Origin of the sequence: Pseudomonas sp. A-R-19, assembly GCF_019956575.1 — a bacterium.
In the GTDB taxonomy this organism is placed as follows: Bacteria; Pseudomonadota; Gammaproteobacteria; order Pseudomonadales; family Pseudomonadaceae; genus Aquipseudomonas.
Window position 1 is genome coordinate 45,393 of the sequence record NZ_JAHBDR010000064.1, and the last position, 17,043, is coordinate 62,435.

Here is a 17,043-nt window from a genome sequence, read left to right on the forward strand (position 1 = left end):
CTTAAAAAACGGTTAGAGCAAAATCGTTCTAAAAGTCGGACTAATCATCAGCAACAGCGAACAGATAAATCCCACCAGCCAAACCAGGCTGCGTTGCCAGGTCAAGTCTTTCCAGTAACACAACAGATAAATGATCCGCGAGATCACAAAGATGATCGCGAGCAAATCGATGAGCCAACCGGCCGTCTGCGTGGTGTGCGCCATCAACACACCCACCGCAAACAGGATGAATGCTTCGAAACTATTCTGATGCGCCGCCAGAGCCCGGGCACCCAGGCCCGTGAGTTGCGTCTGCTGTTGGCGCGGCAAGTGGTTATCGTAGCCGCCCAACTCTTTCATGGCGGTAGTCACGGGCATCCGTGCCAGGTAAATCAACACCGCACTGATAAACACGCACCAGAATGGAATACTCATCAAGCAGCCTCTTTGATCGACTCCGGCAATGGCGCCTCTGTAGGGGTATAGACCATCACGTCGAGAACGTCGGAATGAAACTCGCGGCGGTACAACACGAACACCACGCCGGCACTCATCAACATGAATAACCATGGGCTGACAAACCAGGCCAGCATGGTCATGCCGAAGTAATAGGAACGCAGCCCGAAGTTGAACTGGTTGGCGGCCATGGAGATGACACGGGCTGCGCGGGCAGCAAACGCCTTGCGCTCTTGCTCGGACACAAGACGCTCACCGACCATTGGCGCCGAACCCACCAATACCGCCGCAAAGTTGTACTGGCGCATGCACCAGCTGAACGTGAAGAACGCATAGACAAACACCAGCGCCAGGCACAGCAACTTGATTTCCGACATGCCCTGGGAGGCCTGTTGCACCATCGGGATATCCGCCAGCAACGATACCGCCCGCTCCGACGCCCCGAGCACCGTGAGAATACCGGCCAGGATAATCAATGTACTGGAGGCGAAGAACGAGGCATTGCGTTCCAGATTGCCGATCACGCTGGCATCGGCGATGCGGTTGTCGCGCAACAGCATGCGGCGCATCCAGTCTTCGCGGTAAAGGTGCAGAACGCTGGCCAGGCACGCAGTGTCACGGCCTTTCCAGGTGGCATAGCGGGTGTACCCGCCCCAGCAGATGACGAACCAGATAGCGGCAAGAATGTGGATCAGGTTGGCTTGGATGAACGACATGCAGGTCCTTGTGATGTATTTGCGGAGTACATGAATCCTGTAGGAGCGAGCTTGCTCGCGAAGGCCGTGAACCATGGCGCGCGATTTCTGGATAAACGCGGTGCTCTCAAGTTCTTCGCGAGCAAGCTCGCTCCTACAAGGGGATTGCGCAGTCTTTCGACGTTAGCGCAGAAGAAAAGACACCGCACCACCCCATAAAAAAATGCCCCGTATCGATTGATACGGGGCATTTCTGTTTCTGCTTGTCCGACCCGCTTATGGCAGGTCGAAAGCTTTAAGCCAGCGCTTCTTCGCGCTTGCCCAGCATACGGTCGCAGATAACCGCAACCACCAGCGTCATCACCGACGGCACCAGCCAGGCCAGGCCCTGCTCGCTCAGCGGCAGGTGCGCCATTTGTGTCGGCATCCAGTCCGCCAGACCGGCACCCTTCAAGGCATCGATCAGGCCGAAGATGAACGACACCAGCATGACCGGGCCGACGATGCGGCCCTGTTCATGCCAGAAGTCCTTGCAGAAGCTCAGGGCCACCAAGGCGATGCACGGCGGGTAGATCGCGGTCAGTACAGGGATCGAGAACGCAATCAGCTTGGTCAGGCCCAGGTTGGACACCAGCAGGGAGAATGCCGCAAGGATGATCACCAGCGTCTTGTAGGACAGTGGCAGCACTCGGCTGAAGTACTCGGCGCAGGCACAGGTCAGGCCGACCGCGGTCACCAGGCACGCCAGCGAAATCAGCACGGCGAGGAAACCGCTGCCCAGCGAACCGAAGGTGTGCTGCACGTAAGCATGCAATACCGCCGCGCCATTGGTAGCGCCTGCGGCCACTTCATGGCTGCCCGAACCGAGACGGAACAGGCTGACATAGACCAGTGCCAGGCCCACACCGGCAATCAGGCCGGCGATGATCGCATAGCGGGTGATCAGTGCTGGCGACTCGACGCCGCGGGAACGGATGGCGTTGACGATGACGATGCCGAACACCAGGGCGCCCAGGGTATCCATGGTCAGGTAACCATTGATGAAGCCCTGGGAAAACGGTGCCGCCAGGTATTCAGGGGTTGCTTGACCAATGTCACCGGCCGGCAAGGCGAATGCGGCGATGCCGAGAGCGGCCAGGGCAATGATCTTCAGCGGCGCGAGGAAGCGCCCTACGGTATCCAGCAGACGACCCGGATACAGCGAGATGAAAAACACCAGCAGGAAGTAAACCGAGCTGTACAGGAACAGCGCCAGCGGGCTCTCACCGGTCAACGGCGCCAGGCCCACTTCGAACGAAACCGTCGCGGTACGCGGCGTCGCGAACAGGGGCCCCACGGCCAGATAGCAGGCCGCCGCCAACAGGCCGCCTGCCACTTTACCGATCGGGCTGCTCAATGCATCCATTGCACCACCGACCTTGGCCAGGGCTACAACGGTGATCACGGGCAGACCGACTGCGGTGACCAGGAAGCCCAGCGCCGCCATCCAGACATTAGGCCCGGACTGCAAACCGACGATAGGCGGGAAGATGATGTTGCCAGCCCCGACGAACAGGGCAAACGTCATAAAACCAAGTGCCAGGATGTCCTGGCCTTTCAACACTTTCATTAAGGAAATACCACACTACTGAATCGGAATTTAGAGAGGGATTTCCCTATGGGTGAGGGAAATGCTGTCGGTCCGTATAAAACCAACCCTTTTAGCGCGTTGCCGCCTTGTGGGCAGCGGACGCAAAAATGGCGCGTAGCCTAACGAATTTGAACCAGAAACGCACTGTTAGAGGGCGAACATTCCGATCTACGACATTTTCGTGTCGCGTTTACGTATCAAATTTATCTACACGGACCTCTGTGGCGAGGGGGCTTGCCCCCGTTGGGTTGCGAAGCGACCCCGAAAAACCTGCATTCGGATAATGTCAGGCGCACTGCATCGTCCTGAATGACGGCTGCTGCGCAGCCGAACGGGGGCAAACCCCCTCGCCACAAAAGCCCTGCGGACAACACAAATGCCGGAAACGACAAAGGCCACCCGAGGGTGGCCTTTGTTTGGTGAAGCGTCAGCTAAGCGCGAGGCTTACTTGACAGCCCAACCAGTCAGCTCAGCCAGGGCTTTGCCGATGTCTGCCAGCGAACGCACGGTTTTAACGCCTGCGTCTTGCAGAGCAGCGAATTTCTCGTCTGCAGTGCCTTTGCCGCCAGAGATGATTGCGCCAGCATGGCCCATGCGCTTGCCCGGAGGAGCAGTCACACCAGCGATGTAGGAAACAACTGGCTTGGTCACGTGTGCCTTGATGTAGGCAGCCGCTTCTTCTTCAGCCGAACCGCCGATCTCACCGATCATCACGATCGCTTCGGTCTTCGGGTCTTCCTGGAACAGCTTCAGGATGTCGATGAAGTTCGAACCCGGGATCGGGTCACCACCGATGCCGACGCAAGTCGACTGACCGAAACCGGCGTCAGTAGTCTGCTTGACAGCTTCGTAGGTCAGGGTGCCGGAACGGGAAACGATACCGACCTTGCCTGGCAAGTGAATGTGACCTGGCATAATGCCGATCTTGCATTCGCCTGGGGTGATCACGCCTGGGCAGTTAGGGCCGATCAGGGTGATACCCAGCTCGTCGCACTTAACTTTAGCGTCCAGCATGTCCAGGGTAGGAATGCCTTCGGTGATGCAGACGATCAGCTTGATGCCGCCGAAAGCCGCTTCCAGGATCGAATCTTTGCAGAAAGGAGCCGGAACGTAGATCACGCTGGCGGTAGCGCCAGTGGCAGCTACTGCGTCTTTAACGGTGTTGAACACTGGCAGGCCCAGGTGTTCGGTGCCGCCTTTGCCTGGAGTTACACCACCAACCATCTTGGTGCCGTACTCGATGGCTTGCTGGGTGTGGAAACTACCTTGCGAACCGGTAATACCCTGGCAGATAACTTTGGTGTCTTTATTGATCAGGACGCTCATTATTTGCCCTCCGCAGCTTTGACAACTTGTTGAGCAGCGTCGGTCAGGCTGGTAGCAGCGATGATGTTCAAACCGCTTTCTGCCAGTACTTTAGCGCCCAGTTCAGCGTTGTTGCCTTCAAGGCGAACAACAACCGGGATTTTCACGCCGACTTCTTTCACAGCGCCGATGATGCCTTCGGCAATCATGTCGCAACGAACGATGCCGCCGAAGATGTTAACCAGTACTGCAGCGACGTTAGTGTCGGACAGGATGATCTTGAACGCTTCGGTAACGCGTTCCTTGGTAGCACCGCCGCCCACGTCGAGGAAGTTGGCTGGTTTGCCGCCATGCAGGTTGACGATGTCCATGGTACCCATGGCCAGGCCAGCACCGTTGACCATGCAACCGATGTTGCCTTCCAGCGCTACGTAGTTCAGTTCGAACTTGGCAGCGTGCGCTTCGCGCGGATCGTCTTGCGACGGATCGTGGAAAGTCTTCAGCTTAGGCTGACGGTACATGGCGTTGGCGTCGATGTTGATCTTGGCGTCCAGGCAGTGCAGATCGCCGTCAGCCTTGATCACCAGCGGGTTCACTTCCAGCAGGGCCAGGTCGTGATCCTTGAACAGTTTGGCCAGACCTACGAAGATCTTGGCGAACTGAGCAACCTGCTTGCCTTCCAGGCCCAGCTGGAATGCCAGCTCGCGACCCTGGAATGGCTGAGCGCCAACCAGTGGATCGATAGTGGCTTTCAGAATTTTTTCTGGAGTGTCGTGAGCGATTTTCTCGATGTCCACGCCACCTTCGGTGGAAGCCATGAACACGATGCGACGGCTCGAACGGTCAACGACAGCGCCCAGGTACAGCTCTTTAGCGATATCAGTGCACGATTCAACCAGGATCTTGGTGACTGGCTGACCATTGGCGTCAGTCTGGTAAGTCACCAGACGCTTGCCCAGCCACTGCTGTGCGAAGGCTTTGGCGTCTTCTTTGCTGCGAACCAGCTTTACGCCGCCCGCTTTACCGCGACCACCGGCGTGGACCTGGGCTTTGACAACCCACTCGCTGCCGCCGATTTTGTCGCAAGCTTCTGCTGCTGCTTCCGGGGTGTCTACCGCGTAACCGGTGGAAACTGGCAGGCCGTACTCAGCGAACAGCTGCTTACCCTGATACTCGTGAAGATTCATGCTTATTACCGTCTTCGTTAGGTACTGCGCATTCGGTGCTGCACTCATTCAAGTGCCGCACCACCTGTGACTGCTGCTTGCATAGCCTTTCCGGATATCCGGTGCAGCTATGCAAGACTGCGTCCAGCGGATATTCCGCGGTGAGTCTTGCATGCAAGGCTCACGACGGGCCAAACCGCCGTGGTTTCTTATTATGTCTTAACGCTTCTTGCGGTTGGCGATGTGAATGGCGCCGCCATTCACTGCCAGAGCAGCTTCGTGCAAGGCTTCAGACAGGGTCGGATGGGAGAAAACCATCATGCCCAGGTCTTCAGCGCTGGTGCCGAATTCCATACCGATCGCGCCCTGCTGAACCAGTTCGGCAGCGCTTGGGCCAATCACGTGGACGCCCAGTACGCGGTCTGTCTTGGCATCAGCGATGACCTTGACGAAACCACCGGTGTCGTTGGCAGCCATGGCACGGCCAGAGGCTGCGAACGGGAAGGTGCCGACGTTAACTTCAACGCCTTCAGCTTTCAAGGCCTGCTCGGTTTTACCCACCCACGCGATTTCCGGGTGAGTATAAATAACCGAAGGGATCAAATCATAGTTCATCTGGGCCTTGTGGCCCTTGATGCGCTCGACAACCATGATGCCCTCTTCCGAGGCCTTGTGCGCCAGCATCATGCCGCGAACCACGTCGCCGATGGCGTAGACGCCCGGTACGGTGGTGGCGCAGTGATCATCAACGTGCACGAAACCGCGCTCGTCCAGGGTCACGCCGCAGTCGGCAGCCAACAGATCAGTGGTCACCGGACGGCGACCAACGGCTACGATCAGCTTGTCGAAAGTGATGTTCTGTTCGCCCTTGGCATCGGTGTAGTTCACCACGACTTCGTCGCCGTTCACTTTGGAACCGGTCACGCGAGCGCCCAGCTTGATGTCCAGGCCCTGTTTGGTCAGGGTTTTCAGCGCTTCCTTGGAAACAGCTGCGTCAGCGGCCATCAGGAAGGTGTCCAGGGCTTCCAGGACAGTCACTTCTGCACCCAGACGCGACCAGACCGAACCCAGTTCCAGACCGATCACACCAGCGCCGATCACGCCCAGACGCTTAGGCACGGTCTGGAATTCCAGGGCGCCAGTCGAATCAACGATCACATTCTGGTCGACCGGAGCCGGTGGAATGTCGATCGGACGCGAACCTGGAGCCAGGATGACGTTCTCGGCCTGGATGATTTCTACCGAGCCGTCTGGCTTGGTGACTTCAACTTGCTTGCCGGCCAGCAGCTTGCCGTGACCTTCAATGGAAGTCACACCGTTGGCTTTGAACAGGGTCGCAACGCCAGAGGTCAGGCCTTTGACGATGGTGGCCTTGCGGCCGACCATTGCTGGCACGTCCATGGTCACGCCAGCGTGGTTGATACCGTGGATCGCGAAGCCTTCTTTGGCTTCCTTGTACTTCCAGGAGCTGTCCAGCAGCGCCTTGGATGGAATGCAGCCGACGTTCAGGCAAGTACCGCCCAGAGCCAGTTTGCCCTCCTTGTCGGTGTACTTCTCGATGCAGGCAGTCGAAAGACCAAGCTGAGCGGCCTTGATGGCAGCCACGTAACCGCCAGGGCCCGCGCCGATCACTACTACGTCAAATTTCTGCGACATTCAAAAAATCCTCTTTAGCGAAAAGCTTCAAGCCGCGAGCGGCAAGCCAGGCTGCGGGTTTTCCGACAGCTCGAGCTTGCAGCTCATGGCTGCTTCTATCAGATATCCAGCAACAGACGAGCCGGATCTTCCAGCAGGTTCTTGATGGTCACCAGGAAGGTCACAGCTTCTTTGCCATCGATCAGGCGGTGATCGTAGGACAGTGCCAGGTACATCATCGGACGGATAACGACCTGACCGTTGATGGCCATAGGACGCTGGATGATGTTGTGCATGCCCAGGATGGCTGCTTGTGGCGGGTTGACGATCGGGGTCGACATCATCGAACCGAAAGTACCACCGTTGGTGATGGTGAAAGTACCGCCGGTCATTTCGTCCATCGACAGTTTGCCGTCGCGGGCTTTCTTGCCGAAGGTGGCGATGCCGCCTTCGATTTCAGCCAGGCTCATCAGTTCGGCGTTACGCAGAACCGGTACAACCAGGCCGCGATCGCTGGAAACTGCAACGCCGACGTCAGCGTAGCCGTGGTAAACGATGTCGCCGCCATCGATCGAGGCGTTGACAGCCGGGAAGCGCTTCAGCGCTTCGGTGGCCGCTTTCACGAAGAACGACATGAAGCCCAGGCGCACGCCGTTGTGGGACTTCTCGAACAGATCCTTGTACTTCGAACGCAGTGCCATGACTTCGGTCATGTCGACTTCGTTGAAAGTAGTCAGCATCGCCATGTTCGACTGAGCTTCAACCAGACGCTTGGCAACAGTTGCACGTACGCGAGTCATCGGTACACGCTTCTCGATGCGGTCGCCAGCAGCGAACACAGGAGCAGCGGCAGCCGGAGCAGCAGCCTTGGCAGGCGCGGCAGCCGGAGCGGCTTTCTTGGCAGCAACGGCTGCAACCACGTCTTCCTTGGTCACACGACCGCCTTTGCCGGTGCCGGCAACGGAAGCGATGTTGATGCCGTTTTCTTCAGCCAGCTTGCGAGCGGCAGGTGCAGCGATCGGGTCGTCTTCGCCGTCAGCAGCTGGAGCAGCGGCAGCGGCCGGAGCAGCAGCGGCAGCAGGAGCGGCGGCAGCAGGAGCGGCGGCAGCAGCGCCGCCTTCAACGATGGAGCCCAGGACTTCGTCGGACAGGACGGTTTCGCCCTCGCCCTTGACGATTGCGCCCAGCACGCCGTCAGCAGTCGCCAGAACTTCCAGCACGACTTTGTCGGTTTCGATGTCGACGATCAGTTCGTCGCGCTTGACCGCATCGCCCGGTTGTTTGTGCCAGGTGGCAACGGTGCCATCGGCAACCGATTCCGGGAAAGTGGGGGCTTTGATTTCGATAGCCATTATCTGTGGGTCCTTAAATTCGGTTTCAGGTGCGCGAAGGCGTTAAACAGTAAAGGCGTCTTGCAGCAGTTTTTCCTGCTGCTCAGCGTGCATCGATGCGTAACCACATGCCGGTGCAGCAGAAGCCTCACGGCCCGCGTACTCAAGTACGAGAGACTTGTTGAGGTTGCTGATGCTGCGACGCAAGTGGTGTTGGCTGCAGTACCAGGCACCCTGGTTCATCGGCTCTTCCTGACACCAAACGGCAGCTTTGGCGTTGGTGTAAGGAGCCAGGACTTCTTTCAAGTCGTCCTCAGGGAATGGATACAGCTGCTCGATACGCACGATGGCGATATCTTCACGGCCTTCGGCACGGCGTTTTTCCAGCAAGTCGTAGTAGACCTTGCCGCTACACAGAACAACGCGCTCGACCTTTTTCGGGTCCAGGGCATCGATTTCCGGGATCACGGTCTGGAACGAACCTTCGGCCAGATCTTCCAGCGTCGAGATGGCCAGCTTGTGGCGCAGCAGCGACTTCGGCGTCAGCACGATCAACGGCTTGCGTAGCGGACGAATCACCTGACGACGCAGCAAGTGGTAGATCTGTGCTGGCGTGGTCGGTACGGCTACCTGAATGTTGTGCTCGGCGCACAGTTGCAGGTAACGCTCAAGACGTGCCGAGCTGTGCTCAGGGCCCTGACCTTCGTAACCGTGTGGCAGCAACATGGTCAGACCGCACAGACGGCCCCACTTGTGCTCGCCGCTGGTGATGAACTGGTCGATTACAACCTGTGCACCGTTGGCGAAGTCGCCGAACTGGGCTTCCCAGATCACCAGCGCATCCGGCGTGGTGGTCGAGTAGCCGTATTCGAACGCCAGTACCGCTTCTTCGGACAGGAACGAGTCGTACAGGTCGAAGCGTGGCTGACCGTCGTACAGGTTCTGCAACGGGATGTAGGTGCCCGCGTCTTTCTGGTTGTGCAGCACAGCGTGACGGTGCGAGAACGTACCGCGGCCGATGTCCTGACCGGTCATGCGAATCGGGTGACCTTCGAACGCCAGGGTCGCGTACGCCATGGTTTCGGCGTAACCCCAGTTGATCGGCAGGCCGCCGGCTTGCATCTTCTGACGGTCTTCGTAGATCTTCGCAACCTGGCGTTGAACCACGAAGCCTTCCGGAATTTCCAGCAGCTTGGCGGACAGTTCCTGCAAGGTCTTGAGATCGAAGCGAGTGTCGTGACGCGCGGTCCAGGCGTGGCCCAGATACGGACGCCAGTCCACGAACAGCTCTTTGTTCGGCTCTTTGACCAGGCTTTTCACTACGTGCAGGCCGTTGTCCAGCGCGTTGCGGTATTCGTCGACTTTCGCCTGAACACGCTCTGCGTCGAGCACACCGCCCTGGGTCAGACGATCGGCATACAGCTCACGGGTGGTGCGCTGCTTGGTGATCTGCTGATACATGATCGGCTGGGTGCCACTTGGCTCGTCGGCCTCGTTGTGGCCGCGACGACGGTAGCAGACCAGGTCGATCACCACGTCACGCTTGAACTGCATGCGGTAGTCGATAGCCAGCTGGGTCACGAACAATACGGCTTCCGGATCATCACCATTCACATGGAGGATCGGCGCCTGGATCATTTTCGCAACGTCGGTCGCGTACTCGGTGGAACGCGAGTCCAGCGGGTTGCTGATGGTGAAACCGACCTGGTTGTTGATCACGATGTGCACGGTACCGCCGGTCTTGAAACCGCGGGTCTGCGACATCTGGAAGGTTTCCATGACCACACCTTGACCGGCGAATGCCGCGTCACCGTGGATGGAGATCGGCAGAACCTTCTCACCAGTAGGATCGTTACGACGGTCCTGACGGGCGCGAACCGAACCCTCGACCACCGGGGAAACGATTTCCAGGTGGGACGGGTTGAACGCCATGGCCAGGTGAACTTCACCGCCGGTGGTCATCACGTTGGACGAGAAGCCCTGGTGGTATTTAACGTCACCGGAACCCAGCTCGACCTTTTTCTTGCCTTCGAACTCGTCGAACAGCTCGCGCGGGTTCTTGCCGAAGGTGTTGACCAGCACGTTCAGACGGCCACGGTGGGCCATGCCGATGACGATTTCCTTGGTGCCGTAGGAACCGGAACGCTGGATCAGCTCGTCGAGCATCGGAATCAGGCTTTCGCCGCCTTCCAGACCGAAACGCTTGGTACCCGGGTATTTGGTGCCCAGGTATTTTTCCAGGCCTTCACCGGCGGTCACGCGCTCAAGCAGGTGGCTCTTGATGTCAGCGGAGTACGTCGGACGACCACGCACGCTTTCCAGACGCTGCTGGAACCACTGGCGCTGCTCGGAATCGGTGATATGCGTGAATTCAGCGCCGATGGTGCGGCAATATGTCTGCTGCAACGCTTCGTGAATTTCGCGTAGGCTCGCTTCCTCTTTGCCGATGAACAGGTCGCCGGCACGGAAGGTCGTATCAAGATCGGCATTGGTCAAGCCGTAATGATTGATCGACAGGTCTGCAGGTGCAGGACGCTGCCACAGCCCCAGCGGGTCAAGCTGGGCTGCCTGGTGGCCACGCATACGGTAGGCCTGGATCAATCGCAGCACTTCAACTTGCTTCTTCTCGTGCTCACTGCTCACGCTGCCGGCGGAAACCGGTTGGGCGCGGCGCTGGTTCTTTGCCAGCAAGACGAAATGATCGCGAATTGTGGAGTGCGAAACATCGGTGGCAGTGTTGCCGTCAGCAGGCAACTTCTGGAAGTAGGTGCGCCACTCTTCTGGCACAGCGTTAGGGTCGTGCAGGTAGAGCTCGTAAAGCTCTTCCACATAGGCAGCGTTACTACCGGATAGGTAGGCACTGTTCCACATGCGCTGCATCACGCTTTCTTGCATGCTTGGTCACCCTCGGTTAGGGGAACACCATCGGTGTCGACACCGAGCAAACTTGCAGAAGTCCGAATGCAGCGACCAAAACAAGCCACTAGGATCACACTGATAGTCCGGGTACCAGCCCGGATGCCCCTGCTTGTCTCATTTCTTCAAAATAAGAGCCGCAGCCTTTTAAGCTGCTGCTCAGGTTAAAACTACGGCGCCGGTTGAAGCCTGCGCCGTAGCATCTACGGGTACAACGGTTACAGCTGCTGAATCACACGCCGCTCGAGAGCAACATGTTACGGATGTGACCAATGGCCTTAGTCGGGTTCAGGCCTTTCGGACATACGTTGACGCAGTTCATGATCCCGCGGCAGCGGAATACGCTGAACGGGTCATCCAGCGAAGCCAGACGCTCGGACGTCTTGGTATCACGGCTGTCTGCCAGGAAGCGGTACGCTTGCAGCAGGGCAGCTGGACCCAGGAACTTGTCCGGGTTCCACCAGAAGGACGGGCAGGAAGTCGAGCAGCAAGCGCACAGGATGCACTCGTACAGACCGTCCAGCTTTTCACGTTCTTCAGGGGACTGCAGACGCTCGATGGCCGGAGCCGGCGTGTCGTTCTGCAGGTATGGCTTAACCTTTTCGTATTGCTTGTAGAAGATGCTCATATCGACGACCAGGTCACGGATAACCGGCAAACCTGGCAGAGGACGAACGATCAACTTGTTACCTTTTACGACGGCAGACAGCGGCGTGACGCACGCCAGGCCGTTTTTGCCGTTGATGTTCATGCCGTCGGAACCGCAAACACCTTCACGGCAAGAGCGACGATAGGAGAAACCCTCGTCCTGCTCTTTGATCAGGGCCAGCACGTCCAGCACCATCAGGTCTTTACCACCGGTATCGACCTGGAATTCCTGCATGAACGGCGCGGCGTCCTGATCAGGGTTGTAACGATAAACGCTGACTTGCAACATGGCTGCCACCCTTAATAAGTCCGAATCTTAGGTTCAAAAGTCGGAACAGTCTTCGGCGAGAAGTTCACGGCACGCTTGGTTACGCGCTTGTCACCCGGGAAGTACAGGGTGTGGCACAGCCAGTTTTCGTCGTCACGGTCTTCGAAGTCTTCACGGGCGTGAGCACCGCGGGACTCTTTACGCACTTCGGCAGCGATGGCGGTGGCTTCGGCCACTTCCAGCAGGTTCTGCAGTTCCAGCGCTTCGATACGTGCAGTGTTGAACGCCTGCGACTTATCGTTGATCTTCACGTTGGCGATACGCTTGCGCAGGTCAGCCAGCTGGGCGATACCCTTCTGCATGTATTCGCCAGTACGGAATACACCGAAGTAGTTCTGCATGCAGTTTTGCAGCTCGCGACGCAGGGTAGCCACGTCTTCGCCTTCGGTACGCTCGTTCAGAGCGGACAGACGCGCCAGGGCAGTTTCGATGTTGGCGTCGGTGGCGTCGTCGTATTCGATACCGTCGGTCAGTGCTTTTTCCAGGTGCAGGCCGGCAGCGCGGCCGAATACCACCAGGTCGAGCAGCGAGTTGCCGCCCAGACGGTTGGCACCGTGAACCGATACGCAAGCCACTTCACCTACAGCGAACAGACCAGGAATGATCTGATCCACGCCTTCGGCGTCCTGGGTGATCGCCTGGCCATGAATGTTGGTGGCAACGCCGCCCATCATGTAGTGGCAGGTCGGAACAACCGGAACCGGAGCGACAACCGGGTCAACGTGGGCGAAAGTCTTCGACAGTTCGCAGATGCCCGGCAGACGGCTGTGCAGCACTTCCTCGCCCAAGTGGTCGAGTTTGAGCATTACGTGGTCGCCGTTCGGACCGCAACCGTTGCCGGCGATGATCTCTTTAACCATCGAACGGGCAACAACGTCACGACCTGCAAGGTCTTTGGCGTTCGGAGCATAACGCTCCATGAAACGCTCGCCGTGCTTGTTGATCAGGTATCCACCTTCACCACGGCAACCTTCGGTAACCAGTACACCGGCGCCGGCGATGCCGGTCGGGTGGAACTGCCACATTTCGATGTCTTGTACCGGCACGCCGGCACGCAGCGCCATGCCAACGCCGTCACCGGTGTTGATCAGGGCGTTGGTGGTCGAAGCGTAGATACGACCTGCACCGCCGGTTGCCAATACGGTGGCCTTGGCGCGGATGTAGGTGGTTTCGCCGGTTTCGATGCAGATGGCGATCACGCCGACGAACTCGCCTTCGCTGTTCTTCACCAGATCGACAGCGTAGTACTCGTTCAGGAACACGGTACCGGCTTTCAGGTTGCCCTGATAAAGGGTGTGCAGCAGTGCGTGACCGGTACGGTCGGAAGCAGCGCAAGTACGCGCAGCCTGGCCGCCTTTACCGTAGTCCTTGGACTGACCGCCGAATGGACGCTGGTAGATACGACCTTGCTCGGTACGCGAGAATGGCATACCCATGTGGTCCAGCTCGTAAACGGCAGCCGGGCCTTCCTGACACATGTATTCGATAGCGTCCTGGTCACCGATGTAGTCGGAACCCTTGACGGTATCGTACATGTGCCAGCGCCAGTCATCGTTCGGGTCAGCGGACGCGATTGCGCAGGTGATGCCGCCTTGAGCGGATACAGTGTGCGAACGGGTCGGGAAAACCTTGGTGATCACGGCAGTCTTGTGACCGCCCTGTGCCAGTTGCAGCGCTGCGCGCATGCCGGCACCGCCACCACCAATAATGATGGCGTCGAAAGAAATCGTTGGAATGTTAGCCATGACTCAGATACCCCAGAGAATCTGCACACCCCAGACGAAGTAAGCGAACATCGCAACGCCGCATACTGCCTGGAAAAGGAAACGTATAGCAGTCGCGGACTTGCCGAACGCCATTGGCGTCAGGTAGTCGGTAGCGATGGTCCACATGCCGACCCAGGCGTGAGCGCCGAGGGCAACGAGGGCCAGGAGGCTGAAAATACGCATTCCGTTGTGGGCGAACAGTTCATGCCACTGGGCGTAGTCGAGGCCTGGGTTGGCCACGATGTATCCGATCAGGAAGATGAAGTAAGCCGCGAGAACGACCGCAGACACACGTTGCGCCATCCAGTCATAGAGGCCCGAACGCGACAGGTTCGTGACGTTAGTTACCATATCCAAACTCCTGCCAGAACGATTACCACCACGGAAACGGCGATAACGATTTTCGAGCCCAGCTTGCCGCCTTCCAGCGTCTCACCGATGCCCATGTCCATGATCAAATGGCGCACACCGGCTACCAGGTGATACAGCAGAGCGGACAGGATGCCCCATGTCACTAGCTTGGCTAGCGGACTGGTCAGACACGCTTTCACCTGACCGAAGCCTTCCTCGGAGCTCAGCGACTTGTCCAATGCGTAAAGCATGATGGCAAGGCACACGAAGAGGATGACACCGGAAATACGGTGAAGGATGGACGTGTAAGCAGTGACTGGGAGTTTGATGGTCCTTAGGTCTAGGTTTACAGGTCGTTGGCTTTTCACGGCTTTTTTTTCACACTGAAGAGCCCCTAACAATCAGGGCAAAGTTGTTGGGGAGTGCACTGGTCAGGTAACCACCACCCAGGGATGCGACCCCCAATGAAAGCAAGCCCAAAAGCCCTTGGCGGTCGGTGGCCGAGTATAGACAGTTAGGCTACTAATGACAACGCAAACACCTAACCCAAACAGCTGATTGCGCAACTGACATAAAAGGCGTAAATGGCAGCCAATTTCGAGAAAAAAGTCCGGTTAAAGCCTTCTGGAGCAAGACTTTAGGCAAATTGACATTCGAATTTATCTCACTATAGTGGTGCGGGCCCTGCGTGGGGGGTCTGTCTGATGATTTCAAGCATAAATAGGAGGCCACATGGCTGACAAAAAAGCGCAGTTGATCATCGAGGGCGCAGCCCCCGTCGAGCTGCCCATTTTAACCGGCACCGTTGGTCCCGATGTTATCGATGTTCGGGGCCTGACGGCCACGGGCCGTTTCACCTTTGACCCAGGCTTCATGTCGACCGCCTCGTGCGAGTCGAAGATCACCTATATCGACGGCGACAACGGCATTCTGCTGCACCGCGGCTATCCGATCGAACAGCTGGCTGAAAAGTCGGACTACCTGGAAACCTGCTATCTGCTGCTCAACGGCGAACTGCCGACCGCAGAACAGAAGGCCCAGTTCGTCAGCACCGTGAAGAACCACACCATGGTTCACGAGCAGCTGAAGACCTTCTTCAACGGCTTCCGTCGCGACGCCCACCCGATGGCCGTCATGTGCGGCGTAGTCGGCGCCCTTTCGGCGTTCTACCACGACTCCCTGGACATCAATAACCCGCAGCATCGCGAAATCTCCGCAATCCGCCTGGTTGCCAAGATGCCGACCCTGGCCGCGATGGTTTACAAGTACTCCATGGGCCAACCCATGATGTACCCGCGCAACGACCTGTCGTACGCGGAAAACTTCCTGCACATGATGTTCAACACCCCGTGCGAGATCAAACCGATCAGCCCGGTACTCGCCAAGGCCATGGACCGGATCTTCATCCTCCATGCCGACCACGAGCAGAACGCCTCGACGTCCACCGTGCGCCTGGCCGGCTCCTCGGGTGCCAACCCGTTCGCCTGTATCGCCGCCGGTATCGCTGCACTGTGGGGCCCTGCCCACGGCGGTGCAAACGAAGCCGTACTGACCATGCTCGATGAAATCGGCGATGTTTCGAACATCGACAAGTTCATCGCCAAGGCCAAGGACAAGAACGATCCGTTCAAACTGATGGGCTTCGGTCACCGCGTTTACAAAAACCGCGACCCACGCGCCACGGTAATGAAGCAGACCTGCGACGAAGTGTTGAAGGAACTGGGCATCCAGAACGATCCGCAACTCGAACTGGCCATGCGCCTGGAAGAGATCGCCCTGACCGACCCGTACTTCATCGAGCGCTCGCTGTACCCGAACGTCGACTTCTACTCGGGGATCATCCTCAAGGCGATCGGCATTCCAACCAGCATGTTCACCGTGATCTTCGCCCTGGCGCGGACCGTCGGCTGGATCTCCCACTGGAAGGAAATGCTCTCCAGCCCGTACAAGATCGGCCGTCCGCGCCAGCTGTACACCGGCTACGAGTCGCGTGACATCACCAAGCTGGAAGATCGCAAGTAAGATTTTTCTTGCTGTAGCGTGTTGAGATGTATCGGGAACGGCCTCTATTTATATAGGGGCCGTTTTTGTTTGTGCCTCGTTTTTTGATCGCGGGCATATTCGTTGTTTAGGTAACGGCGGCTTATGGTTCCGCTCTTACAGCGGGTTACTTTGAAAAGCGCAAAGTAACCAAACGCTCTTGCCCCTTTCGTTCGGTGCCTCGCTGTGGCTCGGCATGCCCTCGTTCCGGTCCTGCTCCGTGGGCCCGCCGCCATCGGCCATCCAAGGCCGGGGGCGGCTAACCCGGCATCCATGCCGGGTTGCCCACTGCGCAGAACCTCCTCTCGGCCTCTCGAGGGGGCGTGTACCGCAACAGCGCCCGAGGCGGCCTACCGGCCGGCCTGTTTGCTGACGTGATGCTCTGCAAAGTTTCGGTTAGCCGGCAGACCAACTTCACGAGCAGGTTCGCTCCCACAGTATTTGCGTCGAACACAATTTTTTATACGACATCAAACCTGTGGGAGCGGGCTTGCCCGCGAAGAGGCCGGTACATCCAATATTGATGTTGGCTGACAGACCGCCATCGCTGGCAAGCCAGCTCCTACAGGGATTGAGTACATCTGAAAGAAATTGGTCGGCTAGCAGGCCGCCATCGCTGGCAAGCCAGCTCCTACAGAAGAGCAACGGCAGATCGGCGTACACCCATGCTCCTCACCACTCAACAGGCCGAGCGTTAGCTCGCCTGCAGCTCTTGATCTTGATCCACCCGCCCCCTCGGAAGGCTGAGTGGAGGTGTTCATCCGGGGATTGGCGCGCAGCGCCGTTCGACGCAGTCG

At 58.1% G+C, this 17,043-nt stretch carries 13 protein-coding genes and 1 pseudogene; 2 read left to right on the forward strand and 12 right to left on the reverse strand.

The annotated features are described in order from the left end of the window. Positions 1–12 precede the first annotated feature (12 nt). Both KGA88_RS18565 and KGA88_RS18570 read right to left on the reverse strand, forming a co-directional pair. Positions 13–414 carry an MAPEG family protein gene (locus KGA88_RS18565; RefSeq protein ID WP_110659450.1) on the reverse strand — a complete coding sequence of 134 codons (402 nt, stop codon included), beginning with the start codon at positions 412–414 and terminating at the stop codon, positions 13–15. Next, the gene (locus tag KGA88_RS18570; protein ID WP_110659449.1) at positions 414–1,151 is read right to left on the reverse strand and encodes a DUF599 domain-containing protein; all 738 of its coding nucleotides are present in this window, start codon (positions 1,149–1,151) and stop codon (positions 414–416) included. The genes KGA88_RS18565 and KGA88_RS18570 overlap by 1 nt, the downstream gene beginning before the upstream one ends. Positions 1,152–1,181: 30 nt before the next feature. On the opposite strand from KGA88_RS18570, the pseudogene KGA88_RS18575 reads away from it, so the two are divergent. Next, positions 1,182–1,289 (forward strand): annotated as a pseudogene (locus KGA88_RS18575) (outer membrane lipoprotein carrier protein LolA); the annotation flags it as partial. A gap of 136 nt (positions 1,290–1,425) precedes the next feature. On the opposite strand, the gene brnQ reads toward KGA88_RS18575, so the two are convergent. From brnQ to sdhC, 10 genes are all read right to left on the reverse strand, one after another. After that, complete coding sequence (gene brnQ / locus KGA88_RS18580; protein ID WP_110659448.1) at positions 1,426–2,739, reverse strand: branched-chain amino acid transport system II carrier protein; 1,314 nt, start codon at positions 2,737–2,739, stop codon at positions 1,426–1,428. A 465-nt stretch (positions 2,740–3,204) separates the two neighbouring features. Continuing rightward, the gene (sucD, locus tag KGA88_RS18585; protein WP_008032672.1) at positions 3,205–4,086 is read right to left on the reverse strand and encodes a succinate--CoA ligase subunit alpha; all 882 of its coding nucleotides are present in this window, start codon (positions 4,084–4,086) and stop codon (positions 3,205–3,207) included. Beyond that, positions 4,086–5,252 (reverse strand): ADP-forming succinate--CoA ligase subunit beta, encoded by a 1,167-nt coding sequence (gene sucC / locus KGA88_RS18590; RefSeq protein ID WP_007919879.1) that lies wholly within the window; start codon positions 5,250–5,252, stop codon positions 4,086–4,088. Before sucC ends, sucD begins: the two co-directional genes overlap by 1 nt. Before the next feature lie 198 nt (positions 5,253–5,450). Next, positions 5,451–6,887, reverse strand: a complete 1,437-nt coding sequence (gene lpdA, locus KGA88_RS18595) for a dihydrolipoyl dehydrogenase (RefSeq protein ID WP_046819379.1) — start codon at positions 6,885–6,887, stop codon at positions 5,451–5,453. A 98-nt stretch (positions 6,888–6,985) separates the two neighbouring features. Continuing rightward, positions 6,986–8,218 carry a 2-oxoglutarate dehydrogenase complex dihydrolipoyllysine-residue succinyltransferase gene (gene odhB / locus KGA88_RS18600; protein WP_223593364.1) on the reverse strand — a complete coding sequence of 411 codons (1,233 nt, stop codon included), beginning with the start codon at positions 8,216–8,218 and terminating at the stop codon, positions 6,986–6,988. Positions 8,219–8,260: 42 nt separating this feature from the next. Next, positions 8,261–11,092 (reverse strand): 2-oxoglutarate dehydrogenase E1 component, encoded by a 2,832-nt coding sequence (locus KGA88_RS18605; protein WP_110659602.1) that lies wholly within the window; start codon positions 11,090–11,092, stop codon positions 8,261–8,263. Between the two features lie 253 nt (positions 11,093–11,345). Then, positions 11,346–12,050, reverse strand: coding sequence for a succinate dehydrogenase iron-sulfur subunit (locus tag KGA88_RS18610; protein WP_008063297.1), 705 nt, complete (start codon positions 12,048–12,050; stop codon positions 11,346–11,348). An 11-nt stretch (positions 12,051–12,061) separates the two neighbouring features. Next, the gene (gene sdhA, locus KGA88_RS18615; RefSeq protein ID WP_110659601.1) at positions 12,062–13,834 is read right to left on the reverse strand and encodes a succinate dehydrogenase flavoprotein subunit; all 1,773 of its coding nucleotides are present in this window, start codon (positions 13,832–13,834) and stop codon (positions 12,062–12,064) included. Between the two features lie 3 nt (positions 13,835–13,837). Then, positions 13,838–14,206, reverse strand: a complete 369-nt coding sequence (gene sdhD / locus KGA88_RS18620; RefSeq protein WP_056721678.1) for a succinate dehydrogenase, hydrophobic membrane anchor protein — start codon at positions 14,204–14,206, stop codon at positions 13,838–13,840. Further along, a complete protein-coding gene (sdhC, locus tag KGA88_RS18625; protein WP_032829628.1) occupies positions 14,200–14,574 on the reverse strand; it encodes a succinate dehydrogenase, cytochrome b556 subunit in 375 nt (124 codons plus the stop codon). The genes sdhD and sdhC overlap by 7 nt, the downstream gene beginning before the upstream one ends. 364 nt (positions 14,575–14,938) lie before the next feature. On the opposite strand from sdhC, the gene gltA reads away from it, so the two are divergent. After that, positions 14,939–16,228, forward strand: a complete 1,290-nt coding sequence (gltA, locus tag KGA88_RS18630; protein WP_007977501.1) for a citrate synthase — start codon at positions 14,939–14,941, stop codon at positions 16,226–16,228. Positions 16,229–17,043: the final 815 nt, after the last annotated feature.